Annotated in this window: 17 protein-coding genes and 1 pseudogene; 4 read left to right on the top strand and 14 right to left on the bottom strand. The window is 64.8% G+C overall.

Annotated elements, in window-relative coordinates; genetic code table 11:
* Positions 1-9 precede the first annotated feature (9 nt).
* The 7 genes from CUTER_RS04555 to gatC form a co-directional block, all read right to left on the bottom strand.
* Positions 10-1,041, bottom strand: a complete 1,032-nt coding sequence (locus CUTER_RS04555) for a 6-phosphofructokinase (protein ID WP_047259424.1) — start codon at positions 1,039-1,041, stop codon at positions 10-12.
* A gap of 10 nt (positions 1,042-1,051) precedes the next feature.
* On the bottom strand, positions 1,052-2,368 hold the full coding sequence (locus tag CUTER_RS04550) for an MFS transporter (RefSeq protein ID WP_047259423.1): 1,317 nt from the start codon (positions 2,366-2,368) through the stop codon (positions 1,052-1,054).
* Between the two features lie 5 nt (positions 2,369-2,373).
* The gene (locus tag CUTER_RS04545; protein ID WP_047259422.1) at positions 2,374-3,189 is read right to left on the bottom strand and encodes a siderophore-interacting protein; all 816 of its coding nucleotides are present in this window, start codon (positions 3,187-3,189) and stop codon (positions 2,374-2,376) included.
* An 11-nt stretch (positions 3,190-3,200) separates the two neighbouring features.
* On the bottom strand, positions 3,201-4,820 hold the full coding sequence (locus CUTER_RS04540) for an ABC transporter transmembrane domain-containing protein (protein WP_047260607.1): 1,620 nt from the start codon (positions 4,818-4,820) through the stop codon (positions 3,201-3,203).
* 57 nt (positions 4,821-4,877) lie between these two features.
* On the bottom strand, positions 4,878-5,987 hold the full coding sequence (locus CUTER_RS04535; RefSeq protein ID WP_047259421.1) for a malic enzyme protein: 1,110 nt from the start codon (positions 5,985-5,987) through the stop codon (positions 4,878-4,880).
* 87 nt (positions 5,988-6,074) lie between these two features.
* On the bottom strand, positions 6,075-7,562 hold the full coding sequence (gatA, locus tag CUTER_RS04530) for an Asp-tRNA(Asn)/Glu-tRNA(Gln) amidotransferase subunit GatA (protein ID WP_047259420.1): 1,488 nt from the start codon (positions 7,560-7,562) through the stop codon (positions 6,075-6,077).
* Positions 7,562-7,861 carry an Asp-tRNA(Asn)/Glu-tRNA(Gln) amidotransferase subunit GatC gene (gene gatC / locus CUTER_RS04525; protein WP_047259419.1) on the bottom strand — a complete coding sequence of 100 codons (300 nt, stop codon included), beginning with the start codon at positions 7,859-7,861 and terminating at the stop codon, positions 7,562-7,564. Before gatC ends, gatA begins: the two co-directional genes overlap by 1 nt.
* Before the next feature lie 130 nt (positions 7,862-7,991).
* Between gatC and CUTER_RS04520 the strand changes: the two genes are divergently transcribed.
* Entirely contained in the window at positions 7,992-8,642 is a 651-nt protein-coding gene (locus tag CUTER_RS04520; RefSeq protein WP_047259418.1) for an ACT domain-containing protein, read from the top strand.
* Here the strand turns inward: CUTER_RS04520 and ligA are convergent.
* Positions 8,617-10,665, bottom strand: coding sequence for an NAD-dependent DNA ligase LigA (gene ligA / locus CUTER_RS04515; RefSeq protein WP_047259417.1), 2,049 nt, complete (start codon positions 10,663-10,665; stop codon positions 8,617-8,619). The two genes, CUTER_RS04520 and ligA, sit on opposite strands and share 26 nt — an antisense overlap.
* Positions 10,666-10,703: 38 nt before the next feature.
* Between ligA and CUTER_RS04510 the strand changes: the two genes are divergently transcribed.
* The gene (locus CUTER_RS04510; RefSeq protein WP_047259416.1) at positions 10,704-11,375 is read left to right on the top strand and encodes a 3'-5' exonuclease; all 672 of its coding nucleotides are present in this window, start codon (positions 10,704-10,706) and stop codon (positions 11,373-11,375) included.
* On the opposite strand, the gene CUTER_RS04505 is transcribed toward CUTER_RS04510, so the two are convergent.
* The 3 genes from CUTER_RS04505 to mnmA all read right to left on the bottom strand — a co-directional run bounded on the left by CUTER_RS04505 (position 11,362) and on the right by mnmA (position 14,677).
* Positions 11,362-12,492: an HNH endonuclease signature motif containing protein gene (locus CUTER_RS04505; protein WP_144412256.1), complete on the bottom strand. Its 1,131-nt coding sequence runs from the start codon at positions 12,490-12,492 to the stop codon at positions 11,362-11,364. The genes CUTER_RS04510 and CUTER_RS04505 overlap by 14 nt on opposite strands.
* A gap of 161 nt (positions 12,493-12,653) precedes the next feature.
* A complete protein-coding gene (locus tag CUTER_RS04500; RefSeq protein WP_047259414.1) occupies positions 12,654-13,598 on the bottom strand; it encodes a uroporphyrinogen decarboxylase/cobalamine-independent methonine synthase family protein in 945 nt (314 codons plus the stop codon).
* Positions 13,595-14,677, bottom strand: coding sequence for a tRNA 2-thiouridine(34) synthase MnmA (gene mnmA, locus CUTER_RS04495; protein ID WP_047259413.1), 1,083 nt, complete (start codon positions 14,675-14,677; stop codon positions 13,595-13,597). Before mnmA ends, CUTER_RS04500 begins: the two co-directional genes overlap by 4 nt.
* Positions 14,678-14,749: 72 nt before the next feature.
* Here mnmA and CUTER_RS04490 point away from each other — a divergent pair, with 72 nt between their 5' ends.
* The gene (locus CUTER_RS04490) at positions 14,750-15,538 is read left to right on the top strand and encodes a spermidine synthase (RefSeq protein ID WP_047259412.1); all 789 of its coding nucleotides are present in this window, start codon (positions 14,750-14,752) and stop codon (positions 15,536-15,538) included.
* Here CUTER_RS04490 and CUTER_RS04485 read toward each other — a convergent pair.
* The 3 genes from CUTER_RS04485 to CUTER_RS04475 are packed head-to-tail and all read right to left on the bottom strand — an operon-like array spanning position 15,535 to position 18,412.
* Positions 15,535-16,647, bottom strand: coding sequence for a cysteine desulfurase family protein (locus CUTER_RS04485; RefSeq protein ID WP_047259411.1), 1,113 nt, complete (start codon positions 16,645-16,647; stop codon positions 15,535-15,537). The genes CUTER_RS04490 and CUTER_RS04485 overlap by 4 nt on opposite strands.
* Positions 16,648-17,595: an electron transfer flavoprotein subunit alpha/FixB family protein gene (locus CUTER_RS04480; RefSeq protein WP_047259410.1), complete on the bottom strand. Its 948-nt coding sequence runs from the start codon at positions 17,593-17,595 to the stop codon at positions 16,648-16,650.
* Between the two features lie 25 nt (positions 17,596-17,620).
* Positions 17,621-18,412 carry an electron transfer flavoprotein subunit beta/FixA family protein gene (locus tag CUTER_RS04475; RefSeq protein ID WP_047259409.1) on the bottom strand — a complete coding sequence of 264 codons (792 nt, stop codon included), beginning with the start codon at positions 18,410-18,412 and terminating at the stop codon, positions 17,621-17,623.
* Between the two features lie 262 nt (positions 18,413-18,674).
* On the opposite strand from CUTER_RS04475, the pseudogene pflB reads away from it, so the two are divergent.
* Positions 18,675-21,023 (top strand): annotated as a pseudogene (pflB, locus tag CUTER_RS04470) (formate C-acetyltransferase).
* Positions 21,024-21,061: the final 38 nt, after the last annotated feature.

Here is a 21,061-nt window from a genome sequence, read left to right as displayed (position 1 = left end):
CGGCAGAGACTAGCCGAACATGGCCTGGGCACGCTCGTAACGCCGCAGCGGCACGGTCTTGAGCTTGCCGACGGCCTCCTCCAGCGGGATCACCGAGATGTCCTCGCCGTGGAGCGCGACGCACGTTCCGAACTGGCCGGTGTGCGCGGCCATGGCGGCGGTGGCACCGTACCGAGTGGCGAGCACGCGGTCATAAGCGGTCGGGGTGCCGCCGCGCTGAATGTGCCCGAGCACCGTGGTGCGGACGTCCTGGCCGACGCGGCGCTTGATCTCGTTGGCGATCTGCTGGCCCATGCCGGTGAAGGTCTTGTGGCCGAACTGGTCCACCTCGCCTTCCTCGACCTGCATGGTGCCTTCCTTCGGTAGGGCGCCTTCGGCGACGACGATGATGCCGTACTTCTCGCCCATCTGGAAGCGGCGCTGCATCGCCTTGACGATGTCGTTGATGTCGAAGGGGACCTCGGGGATGACGGTGTAGTGGGCGCCGCCGGCCATGCCGGCGTGGAGCGCGATCCAGCCCACGTGGCGCCCCATGACCTCGACGATCATGACGCGGTCGTGGGACTCCGCGGTGGTGTGCAGGCGGTCGATGGCGTCGGTCGCCACCGACACAGCGGTGTCGAAGCCGAAGGTGTAGTCGGTGCCGTTGACGTCGTTGTCAATGGTCTTCGGCACACCGACCACGGGGATGCCGTTGTCCGAGAGGAACTTGGCACCCTTGAGAGTGCCTTCGCCGCCGATCGGGATGAGGGCGTCGATGCCCGCGTCCGCTAGGTTCTCTTTAATGCGGTCAATCCCCGCCTTAAAGTTGTCCGGGTGAAGCCGGCCAGTGCCCAGGATGGTGCCGCCGCGCAGGAGGATGCGGTCGATCTCTTCGTCGTCGTAGAGATCCACCCGGCGATCCTCGAGCAAGCCGACCCATCCGTCCTGGTAGCCGACGACCGTTGATCCATACTCGGAACTGGCGGTTCGTACGATGCTTCGGATCACTGCATTTAGCCCGGGGCAGTCGCCGCCGGAGGTCAAGGTTGCAAGGCGCATACCTGTCAGCTTATCGCGTTGCCGGCCGTTGCGTGAACGCAAGCGAGCAACCGGCCGCAACTACTGCCACTGTTGCCAGGATCACCACTGCCACCAGGTTTCCGCCACCCGCGACAGCCGCACCGATCGACGCGACGCCAATCACCCCGCCGAACTGGCGCGCCACGTTGTACACGCCGGCGGCCACCCCGGAGTCTTCCGAGTCAATGTCCGCCAGCGATGCCGCCGCGTTCGCCGACCAGATGAAGGACTGAGCCACCCCGTACAACGCCACGAGGATGCCGATTCCCCAGAGGGCGCCATCGGCGGACATGACCCAGGCGAAGCCGGCCATGGCTAGAGCGACGCCACCGAACCCGATGAGGTGCATGACCTTCGGCTGAACTTTGTCCGAGAGCATCCCGCAGAGGGGCCCAAAGACCAGGCCGGTCAGCGCCATTGGAGCGGAGATGAAGCCGGCCTGATCGGCGGCCATTGACCGGTCAACAATGAGCCAATTCATTAGCGGCAACAGCACCGTCGAGGACAGGACGCCCATGAGCAGCAGCGTGCCCATGCCCACGCAGAAGTTCCGGGAGCGGAACAGCCGGAGCGGCATGAGGGCATCCGGTCCGTGCTGCCGGCGAACAAACAGCCACAGGACCACGAGCCCGATGAGCAACCAGACCCAGTTCAGTCCCTGCTGGATGCCCGACACAACAGCGATGAGCCCGAGGAAGCACAAGACAACGGAGACGAATTCGATACGCACCGCTTGCGTGGGCAATGTGGGAACCCAACGCGTGCCCAGCAACACGGCGACAATTCCCACCGGTACGTTGAGCAGAAACACCGAGCGCCAGCCGATGTTCTCCACCAGCACGCCGGATAGCACCGGCCCCAGGAGGCTGGCGACGGCACCGACCACACCCCACAGCCCATACGCGGTTCCGCGCTTGCTAGCTGGGAAGACCTGGTTAATCACCGCCATCGTCTGGGGCATGAGCATTGCCGCGCCCAGCCCCTGAATGAAACGGAAGCCGATGATGATCGGCAGGGTCGGTGACACCGCGGCACCGACGGCCGCGAGAACAAAGACGCTACAGCCGATCAGAAACATCCGTTTCGCTCCGTAGCGATCGCCCAGCCGGCCCGTCACCAGCATGGGGGCGACAATCGCGAGCAGGTAGGCGCTCGAAACCCACGCCGCGTCGGCGTAACTCACCCCGAGGTCCTCGGCGACGGCGGGAAGAACCACCGCCACTGTCGACTGGTCGAGGAGGGCCATGAAGAAGCCAAGGCTCAGCGCCGCCAGTGTCAACCACGGCGAAGGAGATTTTGTTGACATGATTGCTATCGTAGCGCTTCGTCGTCCTCCATCGTCCGGACGAACTCTCGCTTGGAGGACTGCCAGCCGTCCTCCGTCATGCCCAGGCGCCAGTAGCCGGAGATTGACACGTCGGATCGGGCCACCTTCTCCTCGACGAAAAGGAAACGACGCAGATCCTTGATCATCTCGGCTACGCCATGCACAAACCATCCCGTGCGGACCTCGGGGACTCCGGCTGCCCGAACGGCGCGCGCCAACATGGTTCCCGGGGTGGCGCCCTCACGGTACACCCACGTGATCTCTGCGGTCTCGGGCATGGGGATGTGGTGATCCGCGGATTCGACCTCCACGAACACGTCCGCCGTGGCCCCAACGGGTAGGCGCTCCAGGGCGGCGGCAATGGCGGGGCTGGCGGTTTCATCGCCGACGAGAACAAAGTGCGGATAATCACCGGGCGCCCACGCGCCGCCAGGACCGGCGAAGGCAATGAGGTCGCCGGGCTTGGCGGTTCGAGCCCAGGGCCCCGCAACGCCTTCCTCGCCGTGAATGACGAAGTCGACTTCAACGTCTCCGGTGGTCGGGTCCGCCCGGCGCAGGGTGTAGGTGCGGCGGATCGGCCACTCCTCGCGCGGGTAGTTGTCTCGCACCTCGGCGAGGGTGAAGGGCCAGGAATAGCTCGCATTCTCGGGGACGAACAGGAGCTTGATGTAGTGATCAGTAAACGCCAAGTCCGCGCCGATCAGCGTCGGCACGTTGAGGCCGAGACGCACCATATTGGGCGCGATTTCGGCGCGAGAGGTCACGGTCGCGAGATGAGTAGGGCGGTTCTTCTTAGACATGCCTAACCATACTACTCGTCCTCGTCGAGGCCCTCCTTGCCTGCTTGCGGATCATAAGCAACCTCGACGCCATCGACGTCCCACTCCTGCCACGAGCCGACCAATCGCTCCGGCTTCGGCGTCACCATCAACACGACGCCAGGGAAGTACATGAGGTGCTCACGCAGCAACTCCACAGAGTCGTCGTCAAGGATGTTGTCCACTCCCTCAAGGACCAGCAACGGCGGGTCGCGCAGAATCGCGCGCGCCACCTTGAGCTGCATGACCTGACTCGTGGTCCACGGCTGGCCGTCGTTCTTCAGCTGCCGGGCTAGCCCCTTCTCGTCGGCGTCGAGCACCGGCTTAAGCCCGACGATGTCGAGCACGCCCTTGATCTCGTCCTCAGACGCCCCCGGGGCCCGGAAGCTCGCCAGCCGATGCACACTGCCGCGTTCGATGGGCACCGCTTCCGAGGCGACACCGAACAGCTCGCGGCGGTACTTGCCGGGCGCCTGACCGAGGTCGGCGCCGTCGACGTGAACGACGTCCTCTTCGAAGAGCGACGCCAGAGTCGCGACGGTGGCACGCAGCTGATGCGGGTCGGTGGCCGTGAGCAGCACCCGATCACCGGGAATCGCGTGAAGGTCCGGAAGGAGCCTCCCCGCCACCTGAAGACCCTTAATCTCCACTTCACCGTTGCCGCTCATGCCGGTCCACCCCTTGGCTCGGCGCCGCTCCTCACGTTTGAACTCGTCCGCGTCTGTGAGCACCGGCGCCAACGTCCGGGCAGCGGCACGGAAATTCTGGCGGTACTCCACTACCCGGCCTAGATCCGTCAGCGGTGTCGTGAGGATTCCCAGCAGGAGCATCGTCGACGCCACGGAGGCGGTATCGGTGTAGCCCAGGACGGACACCAGCACCACCGCGATCGTGCACGCGGAGGTCGCCGTCGCCGTGAGGGAGCGGGTAAACCCCGACACCCACGCCCGGTCCACTGCCGCGTCCGCCACCCGCTGCGAGTGCCTATCCAGGGCGTTGATCTCGCGCTGCACCGCCCCAGAAGCGCGCACGGACTCCCCCGCCATCACGGTGTCCGCGATGCGGGCTGACATCCGGCCGCGCTGGCGGCGCAGCTCGCGGGCTCGTTGCAAGGTGAGCCGCGAAAGCAGCGGAATGAGCAGCAGCACGACGGCCAGCGGGATGGACACCGCCATCCCAATCTGGAGATCGAGCGCAAACAGCGCACCGAGGATGACAAGTATTAGGGGCGCGCCGGTCAACAGCGGCACGATCCCCAAGGCGATCCAGTTACGCACCGCCGAGAGGTCGTTCGACGCTCGTGTCACAGTCACCCCGAGCGAACCCGAGTACTCCACGCTGCCGATCGCCGACATGAGCAAGCGATGGCGCTGTTCGTACACGTAACCCTGCCCCAAGGCTTCCGCCACGACTCGCTCCAGCCACCGGGAGGCGAGAATGCCCCCGATGAACCCAACGACAGAGGCGATGTCCCACCAGTCCGTGTCCCGAGGCGGGGTGAGAAGAGCCTCAACCTGCAACGACAGCAAGACAGCAAGGACTGCTTCAAGCAGGCCCAGCACCACGAGGGTGACGAGTTGACCGCGCCGCTCCCCAGCCCAGACCGTGGGCATCTGGCGGATGGGATCGTCGACCCGGTTCGGGACCGTGAGGAATTTTAGTGGCATCGACTAACCGACTCGAACACCGATGCCAGTAGCAACCTCCGGCTGCGTCAGCTCGAAGGTCCCGATCACCGGCACACCGACGGGGCGCAGCACGGCCGCCGCCTCCGCCGTCGCCAGCGGCGACGAGGTCAGCACGCCCGAAGCACACGACACATTGAGACCAGCGTCGAGCAGTTCGTGCACGCCCGCGCGGGCACCGAGCGCGTCGACGGCAGCAAACGCCACCGTATCCACGCTGCTGTGGAAGAGCTCGTCGCGCAGCAGGCGTGCGGTTTCTTCCTGATAAACACCGTCGGCGATCTCCACCAGAACAATATCGTTATTGCGACCCAGGACCTCGATCATGTTGAGGGTTAGCGCACGAATCGCCTCAAAGTCGAGCTTGAACGTAGTGCCGTAGCCGAAGTCGGTGAAGTCCACCACCTCGTGAGCGCCGGCGTCGAAGTAGTGCATCCGGTCGTTGCCGGCACCCGTGCCGGTAATCTTGCCGGCGCCAACCTTGAGGCCGGACTTCGTCAAGCCGTTGACCGTGCAGCTCATGACGGTGGACTTGCCGGAGTTCATCGAGGTGCCGAGGATGGCGCGCACCTCCGGGCGCTCGAAGGCCACCTCTCCCACCGGGAGGTTCTTGAGCGGCGCATCCTGGATGAGGTTGACAACCCCGTCATCCGTGGCAAGCAGGCCAAGCGGCTCGATAGACGTCGGACCAGCCAGCTTGGAGTGGACCTCGGTCACCGTACCGGCGATGCCGCCCGCGGCGACGAGGTGGCAATTCTCCAGCGAGTCCGGAACGTGCGCCAAAAACTGATCGGCGGCATAGCGGTTGCCGTAGGCCAGGGCAACGAGGGCCTCCCGGTAGAGGATGGCCTTGCGGGACACTTCCGTCTCCACACGCCGGTGATTACGGATCTCCGTCACCTTTGCGATGACGATGTCACCCGGGGTCGGGACGACGTCCTCACCGGCAACGAGATGGTAGGCCTGCGGATTGGCCGCCACCTTCGCGGAAGTGAAGCGAGTGTTATAGGAGAATTGAATCCGACCGGGCAGCGGCAGCGTCCGACGCGGTCCGGTGGCAGCCTCGTTGAGAGGGGCGTCCATTGTCATGGTCATATCGTAATTCCTTTCCGACGTACGGGCTGTCTCTACCCAGTATCGGTGGCGGCAATGAAATGACCATGAACGCTTCGTGAGACTTTTTTAATCTTGCATACGCGCCTCGTAGGCCGCGCCGACGCGGTAGAGTCGATCGTCCTGGAAGGCCGGCGCCATGATCTGAAGACCCGTCGGCAGCCCCGTATCCGCAGCTAGGCCGCTCGGCACGCTCATGCCGCACAGCCCCGCCAGGTTCAGCGGCAGCGTCGCCAGGTCGAAGTTGTACATGGCCAACGGGTCGTCGCCACGCTCGCCCAGGTTGAAGGCGGTGGTCGGCGTCGTCGGAGACACCAGGACGTCCGCCTTAGCGAAGGCGGCGGCGAAGTCCTGCGCGATGAGGCTACGAACGCGCTGGGCCTGGAGGTAGTAGGCGTCGTAGTAGCCGACGCTGAGCGCATAGGTACCGAGCATGATGCGACGCTTCACCTCGGGGCCGAAGCCCGCGGAGCGCGACAGGCTCATGACCTGCTCGGCGGAGTGGGTGCCGTCGTCGCCCACGCGCAGGCCGTAGCGCATGCCGTCGAAGCGAGCCAGGTTGGAGCTCACCTCACAGGGCAGGATGAGGTAGTACGCGGCCAGTGCATCGTCGAAGTGAGGGCAGTCCACCTCGACGGTCTCCGCGCCAGCCTCGACGAGGGTTTCCACCGCCGCGTGGTAGCGCTCGAGCACGCCCGGCTGCCAGCCGTCTCGGTCAAACTGCTTGACCAAGCCAATGCGCACGCCGGTGAGGTCGCCTCGCGAGCCCTCCCGGGCCGCCTCAACGACCGGCGCGACCGGCCGATTCACGCTGGTAGCGTCCATGGGGTCATAGCCCGCGATTACTTCGTGGAGCAGCGCCGTGTCTAGCACTGTGCGCGCCGTTGGCCCGCCCTGGTCCAGCGAGGAGGCACAAGCGATGAGACCGTAGCGGGACACGGTGCCGTACGTGGGCTTCACGCCGACCGTGCCCGTCAACGCGGCCGGCTGGCGAATGGAGCCGCCGGTGTCGGTGCCGATAGCCAACGGGGCCTGCCCCGAGGCCAGTGCCGCCGAGGAGCCACCGCCGGAGCCGCCCGGCGTCTTATCCAGGTCGTAGGGGTTGCGGGTGACCTGGTAGGCCGAATTTTCGGTGGAGGATCCCATCGCAAACTCGTCGAGGTTGGTCTTACCCAGAATGGGAATGCCCGCCTCGCGGAGCTTGGTGGTCAGAGTCGCGTCGTACGGGCTCAGGTAGCCTTCCAGCATCTTCGACGCCGCCGTGGTCGGGGCGTCGGTGGTGGTGAACAGGTCTTTCAGCGCCAGCGGGACGCCGGCCAGCGGCGATGCCGGCGCCTCGCCAGCGGCGAGAGAGGCGTCGACGGCATCAGCCGCGGCCAGCGCCTGTTCCGGACCGACGTGGAGGAACGCGCCGATGGTGTCATCAACCTCAGCGATCCGGTCTAGGTGCGCCTGGACAACCTCCCGGGAGCTGACTTCCCGGGAGTGGATCTTCGTGGCGAGGTCGGCGGCGGTCATCGAGGTGAGACCGGACTCCGGGGTGGTGTAGGTGGTCATTACTCTCCCTCTCCCAGGATCTGCGGAACGGTGAAACGCTGCTCATCCGAGGCCGGAGCCTGGTCAAGAGCCTGTTCGGCGGTGAGTCGCGGCACGACGACGTCCTCGCGCATCTGCGCCGGAATGGCGTGCGGGTGGCTCATCGGGGTAATGCCCGCTGTGTCGACGTTCTGCACGGCCGACACGGTCGCGACGATCTGGTCGATTTGCTCGGCGTAGTGGGTTAACTCCTCGTCGCTCAGCGCGAGCCGGGAGAGTTTCGCGAGGTGAGCCACCTCATCACGCGTGATCTCAGGCACAGTAACCAATTCCTTTGCGCGTAGTCGGTTGTACTATCTACTGTCTGCCATATCGTACTGCACAGTCTTCGCCAATCCCGGGCCGGGTAGACTGGCGAGGAGCACAAAACAACTACCTCTGTGAGGTGTCATGTCTTACCTGCTTCGAGTTCAACTTCCTGACGAGCCCGGCAACCTCGGCGCTCTCGCCGAGGCTCTCGGAATGGTGGGCGCCAACATCCAATCGGTGGACATCGTCGAAACCAGTCCGCACGGCACGGTCACGGACGACATCGTGGTCGATTTACCCAAGCCCGCCATGGCAGACACGCTAATCACCGCCGTCGACTCCGTTCCCGGCGCGGAGGTGGACTCCATCCGTCCCTTCTCGGGGAGGGTCGACCGCCGCGGACAAATTGAGATGCTGGCTGGTATCGCCACCTCACGGGTGCTCGACGACGCGGTTGCCGCCTTCCCCCACACGGTTACCGCCTCGTGGGCGATCATCCTCGACACCCGAGGGCCGGTCTCTCGCGTCGCCGCCTCGGCCGCCGCACCGGAGGAGGATGGGACGGTGCCCGAGGACATTGCGGTGAGCACTGCCCGCATCCTCCACCCGGAGACGGAAGCGTGGATCCCCGAATCCTGGGCCGTCTTGGACACCGCTCTGGCCGCCTGCCCGCTAGCCGATACCGATTATGTCCTCGTTATCGGCCGCGTCGGCGGGCCGGACTTCCTGTCCTCCGAGGTCACCCACTTGGGAAACCTCGCCCTCATTACCGGCCGGCTACTGCGCCGCTAGCGAGTAACTCTCCGAACGCGGCCTCGTCAAGAATGGGGATCCCGAGGTCGCGGGCCTTCTGCTCCTTCGATCCGGCGTTGGCACCCACCACGACGTAATCCGTCTTCTTAGACACCGAGCCGGTTGCTTTGCCGCCGCGTTCGACGATCGCTTCCTTCGCGCCGTCACGCGTGAAGCCCTCCAGGGTGCCGGTCACAACGATCGTCAGCCCCGTCAGCGTCTGCTCGACGCGAGTCGTGGAGTCTTCCTCCATCCGAACCCCCGCTGCGGCCCATCGGCGAACGATTTCCCGGTGCCAGTCGACGTCGAACCAATGCTTGAAGCTCTCGGCAATCACCCGCCCCACCCCGTCGGTCCCTGCCAGGTCTTCGACGTCGGCGTCGCGCGCCGCGGCGAGGGAACCATAGCGTGTGGCAAGCGCCCGCGCCGCCGATGGTCCCACGTGGCGGATCGACAATGCGACGATGACCCGCCATAGCTCCACCTGTTTGGCCTGTTCCAGGTTGGCGAGAAGCTTGCGCCCGGCCTCGTTGACGACGAGCCGACCCTCGTCTTCTTTCTTGGCGGACTTCCGCCGCGTGTACACCGACGAGGCCAGGAGATCCTCCTCCGTGAGATCGAACAGGCCCGCCTCATCCACAAGGACTCCTGCAGCGATCAAGTCCCGGGCACCCTTCTCCCCCAGGGCCTCGATGTCGAAGGCGCCGCGGCCGGCTAGATACTCCAGCCGCGCCGACAACTGGGCGGGACACGAACGCGTGTTGGGGCAACGCCAATCCGCATCCCCCTCCTTCTGCGGCGCCAAAGTGGCACCACAGCTGGGGCATTCAGCGGGGAAGACGAACTCTACCTCCGTGCCGTCCCGTAGCTCCGCCACCGGCCCGAGGATCTCCGGGATGATCTCCCCCGCTTTTCGCACGACGACCGTGTCCCCGATGAAGACCCCCTTTCGCTTCACCTCGGTGGGATTATGAAGCGTGGCCATGGACACCGTCGATCCGGAAACGAACACCGGCTCTAGCATGGCGAAGGGCGTGACGCGACCAGTACGGCCGACGCTGACCTGAATGTCCTTGAGCTTGGTGGTCACTTCCTCCGGCGGGTACTTGTAGGCAATCGCCCAGCGCGGAGCCCGTGACGTCGCACCATAGCCGCGTTGGGCCGCCAGGTCATCGACCTTGATGACTACCCCGTCCATCTCGAATTCGGCGTCGTGCCGATGATCCGCCCAGTACGCTACTTTGCGTTGGACGTCCTCGACGGTTGATACCAGCTCCGTGTACGGCGAGACCGGAAGGCCGAAGGACGCCAGAGCGTCGTAGGCGGCGTGCTGACTGGTGGCCTCAAACCCTTCCCGGGCTCCGAGGCCGTGCGCAACAAAGTGTAGTTTTCGGGCTCGGACATCGGCGGTGGACTTCTGCCGGAGACCTCCAGCAGCGGTATTGCGGGGGTTGGCGAAAGCCGGCTTACCTGACTCCACTCGCTGGGCGTTGATGCCCGGGAAGTCCTCCGGGCGAATGTACACCTCCCCACGAACCTCCAGCAATGGCGGCGGTGACCCCACCAACCGGTGCGGTATGTCGGTGATGACCCGTGCGTTGGCGGTAATGTCCTCGCCGACCCGACCGTCGCCCCGCGTGGCGGCGCGGACCAGCTCACCATCGCGGTAGACCAGATCGATGGAGACCCCATCTACCTTAAGCTCGGTGACGTAGGCCTCAGCCGGGGTGCGCAGGAGCCAGTCGGCCAGCTCCTCTGCGCTGAACACGTTGTCGAGGCTCATCATGCGTTCGAGGTGTTCGACGTTTTCGAAAGTCGACTCTTCAGGCGACGGTGCCCCCACTTGCTGGGTGGGGCTGTCAGGTACTGCTAGCTCAGGGTGGGCGGCTTCCAGGTCCATGAGCTGCCGGAAGAGAATGTCGAAGTCGGCGTCCGGGATGCTGGGCTCGCCGGCATAGTAGGCCGCTCTGTGGCGGCGGACGTCCTCAGCGAGGCGTTCCCACGTAGCGCGAATGTCAGTCACGCGACCCCAGTGTAGCGAGGCGCACTACGCTGATTCGCATGACCAATTTCGATGCCTCGCGCATGCTCTCCTTCGATCTGGAAACCACTTCAGCCGACCCCAAAGAGGCCCGCATCGTCACGAGCGCTCTGGTGACCATCAACGGGAGCCACACCGAGAAGATCGAGATGCTCGCCGACCCGGGTGTGGAGATCCCGGCGGAGGCCACAGCGGTCCACGGCATCAGCACTGAGAAGGCACGCGCGGAAGGCCGCCCCCACGACGAGGTTCTGGCGGAGACGGTGGAGCGCATCCAAACGGGGTGGGAGGCCGGTTTTGTGCTCGTCGTCTACAACGCTCCTTATGATCTCACGGTGCTGCGGCAGTTGACAGGCGATTTCACCGTCACGGGACCGGTCTTTGATCCGTTCACCGTGGACCGGATCAAGGATCGCTACCGCAAAGGCCGCCGGACGCTGAGCGATGTCTCACGCCACTACGGCGTTGGCCTCGACAACGCTCACGAAGCCACGGCCGATGCCCTAGCCGCTGCCCGAGTGGCGTGGAAGCTGGTCCGGGAGTACCCCGAGCTCGCTGAGCTAAGCATGGACGAACTCATGGAGTTCCAGGCTGTTGGATTCTACGAACTCGCCGAAAGCATGCGGAAGTACCTTACGTCCCACGGTAAGGACGCCTCCCGGGTCTCTACGGCCTGGCCTATGCAAAGCTAGGCGCCCGTCGGCCGGCCATCCGCTGACCAAAGGTCCTCACCCACCGGCGTTGCCGCGGAGCGAGCGGTCCTTCCGGCTCCGTGGTCTCCCATCGCCCGTCAGCGAAGAGCCACAGGATGACGCCGTCCTCGAACATCACCGTCATGACCCGGCCATCGGTCTTCATATTGTGATGCCGTTGACAGAGGGACTCGATGTTGCTGGCTCGAGTCCGGCCACCCGCGTCGAACTCAGCCACGTGGTCCATCTGACAGGTGTCCGCCCGACGGTTGTGGCCGGGCATCCGGCACGTCCCATCTCTTCCAGTTACATAAGCGCGGATGTCGTCGGGCGTGTGATAAGCCCGGGAGGTCTTGTCCGCGACCTCGTCCATGTCGCGGACCTTGGTGACCCGCTCCGCTAGACGGCGCGACACAGCGGCGTTGAGCCAGCCGGCACCGAAAATGAAGGCCGGTGCGTCCGGGACGTCGTGGGCGCGATACACATTCAGCGTGACCGAGGTGACGGTGGTGGAAGCGAGGATATCGAGAAAGGCGTCGATTTTGCTGCCCCCGAGAGCTCGGGCACGAGTGCGCAGGAGCTCGTCGAACTCCACTGCACGGTCGGTAGGCAGGATGATCTCCACCAGACTAGTTCCGTCATCCTGATGATTCACCCACACCTTGGGCTCAGCGGGAGAGTCTGGCGGATCCTTCTCGGACTCGTCGGGCAGCAACTGACGGATGATCTCCCGAATGCGACGACGCACGCGCGACACCGATGGAAAGTCCTGGTTGGGAGTCCGGGCAGTGAGGTAGCGGGCTAAGCGATAGTCAATCTCGGCGAGCACTGCCGCATCGGTCACCAGGCAGAGACATTCGTCGATGGCAGCGACGTAGGTCCGGTCTAAGACCTGTGTGTCCTCCTGGACCAGACTCAGACACGGCATTTCGGCCAACCGGAGGAACCCGAACAGCGCTCCTTCGATGGCGCGCGCGGTCAATCCGGTGACCCGGTGAAGATCCGCTATCACCAGCTCGATGTCGTCCTCCAACGAGGGCATGTGCGCCGCCCAGAAGCTGTTGGATGCGGCCTTCATGGCACGGTATTGCACGGCCGCCGGGTCGGCGGAATTCACGCTGAAATATGCCCCATCATGTGCGGACCGATAGTCCCGTAGTCGTTGCACGTAGTCGAGTTGCCCTGTCACGGCACTTCCCCCTGAGATACCTCGATTATCTGTTCGATAACCCCAGAATAGCTACCCGAACAGGATTTCGCATCCCATTGTGATAGAAATCACAGATCCCCGGCGTCGCGCTCCAGGATTGCAGCACACTCGCGCGCTGCCGCGTACCGCCGGCCCACCTGAGCAGCACCGAGCCTTCGAACATCGCCGGCGTGCACATCTGTCCCGGTCAATAACGTACGAGGCAGCGACAACTCGTCAAAAAATCGAGCTAAGCGGATCGCTTCAGCCCGCGCATCGGAAGATGTCATCGCCAATGACGGGCGCACTCCCGCTGACAGCATCGCCGCCACTGCATCTAGCACCTGAGTTCCACGCACCTCACAGGAATCGAACACAACGCCGCTCACGCCGGAATCGATGATCGCCTGCCAGGGTGCATCGGAGCTTCGGACTCCGAGCGTCACCTCCGCGACGACGGTGCCGACACCGTCGACCACTTCGCGGAGTCGTTCGGCCGCATCTGGCACCGATCGGATGGTCTCGAAACGGGTCACCCCTGCCAGGGACCCGGACATCACTTCAGCGAGCAGTGGCTCATCCACCTGAACCATCGTTGCCGCCTGGAACCGCCGTCGTACTGAAGCCGCCAGCTCACGTATTCCCTCCACGAGCGCCTCAGCCACCTCACGCGTCGCACCGGGGTCGGTGATCACCCGATGACCGTTCGGAAGCTCCATCGCCGCAACCAAAGTCCACGGGCCGACCGCTTGGATCTTGACCAGCTCGCGTGTCCCCCACATGGCCTCACACACGTCGAGGTCGCGAAGCAGGCGATCCACTTCCCGGCGCCCGGCTCGCTGCGGCCGCGCGCATAGCTGCCAGGCCCGGGTTGAGCGATCCAGCGCTAACGGCAGCATCGCTCCGGTACGTCCGACCGCATCGCCGCCGATAAGAGGTAGGTGGGGCAGGTCACCAGTCTCGCTGACGATGACGTCGGCGGCCTCTAGGACGTCGTTGCCGGGCCACGGACCCAAGCCGTACGCGCGACTCACGCGGCGGTCTCGCAGATGGTACCGGAGCCGAGAACGATATCGCCCACACCGTCATCGCAGGGCAAATAAAGCACCGCGGCCTGGCCGGGAGCGACGCCGTCGAGAGGCTCATGGAGAGAGAGCACCACAGTGTCACCGTCGATGTTCGCCGTGCAATCCACGACGGAACCGTGGGCGCGGACCTGCACCTGGCAGTCGAAAGCTCCTCTCATCGCCGGATGGAGCCGCTTGAGGCGGTCGGCGCGGATGCTGCGAACTCGCAGCGCCTCGCGCGGCCCGACGGTAACGGTGCCAGTCGCGGCGTCGATCCCGGTGACGTAGCGGGGTCGGCCGTCAGCTGCCGGGACCTTAATATCAAGGCCTTTGCGCTGGCCAATCGTGAAGTTAAAGGCGCCGTCATGCGGACGTAGCTCCGTACCGTCAGAATCGACAATCATCCCTGGCCGCAACCCGATTGAGCGCCCCAGGAAGGCCTGCGTGTTCCCATCCGGAATGAAGCAGATGTCGTAGGAGTCTGGCTTCGACGCCGTTGCCAGGCCGTGAGCGCGGGCCTCTTGCCTGATCTGCGGCTTCGGCGTGTCCCCCACCGGAAACAGGCAATGTGCCAACTCGTGCGCCTCCAGGACCCCGAGGACGTAGGACTGGTCCTTGAGGTGATCAGGGCTGCGGCGGAGATACCCATCGTCGTCGACGACCGCGTAATGCCCGGTTGCCACCGCGTCGAATCCCAACGCCAAGGCTCGGTCAAGTAAGGCGGCGAACTTGATCTTCTCGTTGCAACGGAGGCAGGGATTGGGGGTCTCGCCGCGGGCGTAGGAATCGATGAAGTCCCCGATGACCTCCTCACGGAAGCGGTCGGAGAAGTCCCAGACGTAAAAGGGAATCCCGAGTTTGTCGCATACCCGTCGGGCATCAGCGGAGTCTTCCAGAGAGCAGCACCCCCGGGCCGACTGCCGGGTCTGCTGGGCGTCTTGGCTCAAGGCCAGGTGAACGCCAACGACGTCGTGGCCGGCGTCGACCAGACGTGCCGCAGCCACGGAAGAATCGACACCGCCACTCATTGCCGCCAGAACTCGCATGCGTCCCACCCTAAGCGAGCCTGGCGGGTGCAACCAACCTCACCCATCGCGGCCCGTGACAAGATGGATTCCATGGCCGCACAGAATCCGCTGCCCAGCGAGGGGCGTTACGACATCGATACCGGTACCGCCGAGATTCGCCGCGACGAATTCCGAGGCGATGGGTACATCCTGGAGGTCAATGGCGCGCTGAGCTCCCACATCGTGCCCGGCAAGCCGCTGGAGTTGGAATTTGAATACATGCGCTGGATTGCGTGGGCCGTTGAAGACATCGCCGAACGGCGCTTTGATACCAAGCGGATCCGGTTGACTCACCTAGGCGGCGCCGGCTGCACCCTTGCGCGCTATTTCGCAGCATTATGGCCCTCTTCACGCAACACGGTGGTGGAGATCGATGGCCGTCTCGCCCAATTGGCTCGCGAGCAGTTCGATATTCCCCGTGCACCTCGGGTGAAGATCCGGGTCGGCGAGGCCGGGGAGGTCACCCGCGGAATGTATCCGGCCAGCCGGGAGGTCATGGTCCGCGACGTGTTCGCCGGGGCGACGACGCCTGCGGACCTGAGCACCGAGGACTTCAATCGGGCGGCCTCGGCGGCATTGGTCGACGGCGGCCTCTACGTGGCGAATTGCGGATCCCATGCCGGGCTCGCCGAGGCGAGGGCCGAGGCGCGAGCGCTGCGCCGAGTATTCGCACACGTCGACGCCATCGCCGACCCTCCGATGCTCAAGGGCCGACGTTATGGCAACGTCATCTTCCTCGCTAGCAACAAGCCGTTAGACTTGACCGACGAGCTTCGCCGCCGCCTCCTAGGAGGTGCCGTCCCCGCCCGAGTAGCGGACCCTGGCTGGTTGACCAGCTAACGCTGGCCTGCCGCCCGCGCCCGGTCGACGATGCCAGGAAGTACCGCCACCAGCTCGGCGATATCTTCCTCCCGAGTCGCGGGCCCCAGAGTCAGCCGGAGTGAGCCCAGGCCCTCCGCAGGTCCGACGCCCATGGCCTCCAGCACGTGCGACATGCGATTGACGCCGGCGTGACAGGCAGACCCGGTCGAGGCTTCGATCCCCGCGGCGTCGAGCAGCATAATAAGACTGTCGCCATCCGCACCCGGGAAGGACAGGTGCGCGTGTCCGGGCAGAGCTGGTTCGACGGTGTTGATAATGACATCGTCAACGGCCGCGCGTATACCGGCCACCAGCCGCTCCCGCAACGTCGATACGCGAGCGTTTTCCGCCTCTCGCTCCGCGATCGCCTCGGTGAGTGCGGCGGCCATCGCCGCGGCGGAGGCAACGTCAACGGTCCCGGGGCGCACGCCGCGCTCCTGACCGCCGCCGTGGAGCACCGCCGACGGCGCCGGTGAGCGTTTCGCCAAGAGGAAACCCACCCCGCGGGGGCCGCCGTACTTGTGCGCGGAACTGGCCAGCGTGGTCGCTCCCAGTGAGTGAAAATCGATCGGCACCTTGGCCACGGCCTGGACGGCGTCGACGTGAACGGGGGTCCCCACAGCGGTAGCCCGCTCGACAATCTCCTCGACGGGCTGAATGGCTCCGGTCTCGTTATTCGCCAGCATGACTGCGGCCACAGCGGCCGGAGTGTCGAGGGCGGACAGGTCGGTGATGTGCCCGCTTCGTCCGACGGGCAGGATGTCGACGTCGTCGGTCAGGGCCCGCACCGTCTCCCCGACCGCGGGATGCTCGATCGCGGTGGTCACGATCCGTGCGCGGGGGCTAGCCCGGAAGAGGCCTTGGACGGCGAGGTTGTCGGCCTCCGTGCCGGAGGCGGTGATGATCACCTCAATGGGCTCCGCCCCCATGAGCGAGGCGATGCGCTCGCGGGCGTCGTCGAGGACGGAGCGGGCTCGACGCCCCGAGCTATACGCCGATCCCGGGTTGAAAGCGCCCGCGTATTCCAACCAGGCGTCTATCGCGACTTGCCGGATCGGAGTCGTCGCAGCGTGATCGAAATAGGACATTTAGGCCCGCTTCGCCAGCTCGGCGGTCAGCGCGGGGGCGATGTCGTGGAGGTCGCCAACTACCCCCAAATCCGCGATCTTGAAGAAAGGTTCGTCCTGGTCCTGGTTCACCACGACGATGGTGCCCGCCGTCTGCATCCCGGACAGGTGCTGAATAGCGCCGGAAATACCGAGGCCGATGTACAGGTCGGGAGAAACGGTCTCACCCGTCTGCCCGATCTGCATGGCGGCGGCGTAGTAGCCCTCGTCGACAGCGTCGCGGGTTGCTCCCACAGCGGCGCCGAGCGCGTCGGCCAGCGGCTCGACGACGTCGGCGAAGGCCTGCGCCGAACCCACTCCGCGCCCGCCGGCGACGACGACCTTCGCGCTGCCCAGCGGGGGGCGGTCACCACGCTCGGCGGGGGTGAAGGAGACAACGCTGACATCGCGCGCGGTGGCGGCCGGCAGTGCCATCTCGGCGACGGCACCCGCGGCGGGACGGGGATCGACGGCGACGGCACCCGGTCGCAAGGTGTAGATCGGGCAGGTACCGCCGACGACGGCGACGGTCTCCACGGTGCCGCCGAAGAGACGGTGGGTGGCGCTGCGATCCGGGTGAATCGCCACCACATCGGCGAGGATGCCGGAGGCCAGGCGGGCCCCGAGGCGCCCGGCGATTTCATTGCCGGTGGGGGTGGCGGCTACCACGATGGGCGCCGGGTTCGCAGCCCCCAGGGCGTGCAGGGCATCGACCTCCGGCAGCAGGAAACGAGTAGCGTAATCCGGCGCGGTAGCGTCGATAATCTGCTCCGCGCCCAGAGCAGCAAGCTCGGCGGCGAAGGGTTGCGCCGAAGCGCCGACGACGACGGCCGATACAACGCCCAAGCTCCGGGCGGCCGTGATGAGTTCCCCCGTGACGTCGAGGAGCTTCTCACCGTCGTGTTCAACGAGAACGTATACGTGAGACATCAGTTGTGTTCCTTTCTGTTCGGAGTTAGATCAGGCCTTTGGCGGCGAGGAAATCGGCGATCTGGACCGCTGCCTGCTCGGCGTTGGTGCCATTAATAATGTCGCCGGCCGTACGCTCCGGGAGGACGGTCGCCGCGGTGACTCGGGTAGCTGAGGCCGCCAAGCCCACCTGGGCCGGGTCCACTCCGATGCCGGCGAGGTCTCGGACCGTAATCTCGTGGGCCTTGGCCGCCTTCATCCGCTTAAAGTTCGGGTAGCGCGGCTTATCCGCCTTATCAGTAACGGACACCAATGCGGGCAGCGCGGCCTTAAGCTCCCAGGTGCCTCGCTGGTCATCGCGGACGCCCACCACGTCGGAGCCGTCAATCCGCAGGCTGTGTACCCCGGTCAAGGCCGGTACCTGCCGATACTCGGCCAGGAGCCCGGGCACCAGCCCGGTTTCGCCGTCCGAGGACTGCGCGCCGGTGATGACGAGCTGAACGTCGTCGATAGTGGACAGGAGATTCGTCAGGGCCCACGCAGTCGCGATCGCGTCGGAGCCGGCGAGGCCTTCATCGCTGAGACGCACTGCGTCGTCAGCTCCCATCGCCAGGGCCTTGCGAAGGGCTTCGTCGGCACTAGCCTGGCCCATCGTCGCCGCCACCACGGTCAGGGACGGGTCGGCATCTTTCAGGCGCAGAGCCTGCTCCATGGCGTATTCGTTGACTTCGTCAATGACGGCATCCACGGAAACTCGGTCCAGGGTGTGATCCGCTTCGAGGGTTTTCACGGACCAGGTGTCCGGAACGTGCTTGACGAGCACTACTGCGGTGGGCATGAGGCTGTCACCTTTCCTAGCAAACTTTTGGTGGATAATTCAGAGCTACACCATGCTACTAGGTCGGGCTACCATACTGTAGCGAGCGCCCAAATGTGTCTATTATTGTTCGACAGGTCACACTCCTACCCCCTATGAGGGGGCAATTTTAAAAGGGATTACCAATGGAAGTGGGAACTTCACGGTCCGGTTACTAGACTGATCGACGTACGCGCCATTACCACATGGCGGCGAACTTAATCGATCAACGAAGGTAGGCATTGTGACCCAAGCCATTCAGATCGACGCCTGGGAAGGCTTCGAATCGGGAGACTGGACGACGTCCGTCGACGTGCGCGACTTCATTCAGCGCAACTACACGCCTTACACCGGCGACGCGTCCTTCCTCTCCGGCCCCACCGAGAAGACTCTTCGCGTGTGGGACCACCTGGAAAAGAACTATCTCTCCGTCGAGCGCCAGCGTCGCGTCTACGACGTCGACACCGACATCCCCAGCGATATCGATGCCTTCGCGCCCGGCTTCATTAGCGAGGACGACAACGTCATCGTCGGCCTCCAGACCGACACCCCGCTCAAGCGTGCGATGATGCCGAACGGCGGCTGGCGCATGGTCCGCCAGGCGATCGGCGAGGCGGGCAAGGAAGTCAACGAAGACGTCCAGAAGATCTTCACCCGCTACCGCAAGACCCACAACGATGCGGTCTTCGACATCTACACCCCGCGCATCCGTGCGGCCCGCTCCTCGCACATCATCACCGGCCTGCCGGACGCCTACGGTCGCGGCCGCATCATCGGCGACTACCGTCGCGTCGCCCTCTACGGCGTCGACCGGCTCATCGAGGACAAGGAAGCTGCCAAGAACGCTCCGGCCGCCGAGGGCTTCTCTGAGCACTGGGCCCGCTACCGCGAGGAGCACTCCGAGCAGATCAAGGCCCTCAAGAAGCTGAAGAAGATGGCGGAGTCCTACGGCTTCGACATCTCCCGTCCGGCCGCCAACGCCCATGAGGCCGTTCAGTGGACCTACTTCGCCTACCTCGGCGCGGTGAAGTCCCAGGACGGTGCTGCCATGTCCATCGGCCGCCTCTCCCCGTTCTTCGACATCTACTTTGAGCGCGATCTCGCGAACGGTGTCCTCACCGAGACCGATGCCCAGGAGATCATCGACTCCCTCGTCATCAAGCTGCGCATCGTCCGCTTCCTGCGCACCGAGGATTACGACCAGATCTTCTCGGGTGACCCCTACTGGGCCACCTGGTCTGACGCCGGCTTCTCCTCCGACGGTCGCCCGCAGGTCACCAAGACCTCCTTCCGTCTGCTGCAGACCCTGCGCAACCTGGGCCCCGCCCCGGAGCCGAACATCACCATCTTCTGGGATCCGCAGCTTCCGGAAGGCTACAAGGAGTTCTGCGCCGCGATCTCCATCGAGACCTCGTCCATTCAGTACGAGTCCGACGAGCAGATCCGCGGCCAGTGGGGCGACGACGCCGCCATCGCCTGCTGCGTCTCCCCCATGCGCGTGGGCAAGCAGATGCAGTTCTTCGGCGCCCGCGTCAATGCCGCAAAGTCGCTGCTGTACGCCATCAATGGCGGCCGCGACGAGGTGACCGGCAAGCAGATCACCGGCGAGGGCGAGTTCCAGCCCGTCCAGGGCGACGGCCCGCTGGACTTCGACGAAGTCTGGCAGAAGTACGAGGACATGCTGGACTGGGTTGTCGGAACCTACGTCGAAGCCCTCAACATCATCCACTACTGCCATGACCGCTACGCCTACGAGGCGATCGAGATGGCGCTGCACGATTCCAACATCGTGCGTACTATGGGCTGCGGTATCGCCGGTCTGTCGATCGTGGCAGACTCCCTGTCCGCCATCAAGTACGCCACCGTCACCCCGGTGCGTGACGAGACCGGACTGGTAGTGGACTACGTCACCGAAGGTGACTTCCCCCGCTACGGTAACGACGATGACCGTGCCGATGATATCGCTGCGACCATCGTTCACACCGTGATGGAGAAGATCAAGGCCATCCCGATGTACCGCGACGCCATCCCGACCCAGTCTGTCCTGACCATCACGTCCAACGTGGTGTACGGCAAGGCGACCGGCGCGTTCCCGTCCGGTCACCAGGCTGGAACCCCGTTCAGCCCGGGCGCAAACCCGGAGAACGGTGCCGACACCCACGGCATGGTTGCCTCCATGCTCTCCGTCGGCAAGCTCGACTACAAGGATGCCCTCGACGGCATCTCCTTGACCAACACCATCACCCCGACTGGCCTGGGCCGTTCCAAGGACGAGCAGGTCACCAACCTCGTCGGCGTTCTCGACGCCGGTTTCATCATGGAAGAAGAAGGAGAATAACCCATGGCTACCAAGACTTTCGACGAGCGTCTCGCTTCGATGAAGGCCAACCGTTCCGCGAACAACATGGAGTCTGGCCTGTACCACGCCAACATCAATGTTCTTGAGGAGGACACCCTCAAGGACGCCATGGAGCACCCGGAGAAGTACCCGAACCTCACCGTTCGCGTCTCCGGCTACGCCGTGAACTTCGTCAAGCTCACCCGCGAGCAGCAGCTCGACGTCCTGGACCGCACCTTCCACCAGAAGGCATAAGAGTCCAACCCTCGCACCAACGCCGCGGGCCCTTGCGG

The organism is Corynebacterium uterequi (assembly GCF_001021065.1).
In the GTDB taxonomy this organism is placed as follows: Bacteria; Actinomycetota; Actinomycetes; order Mycobacteriales; family Mycobacteriaceae; genus Corynebacterium; species Corynebacterium uterequi.
The sequence above is the reverse complement of the archived record's forward strand: the minus strand, read 5'-3'. Positions and strand labels throughout refer to the sequence as shown.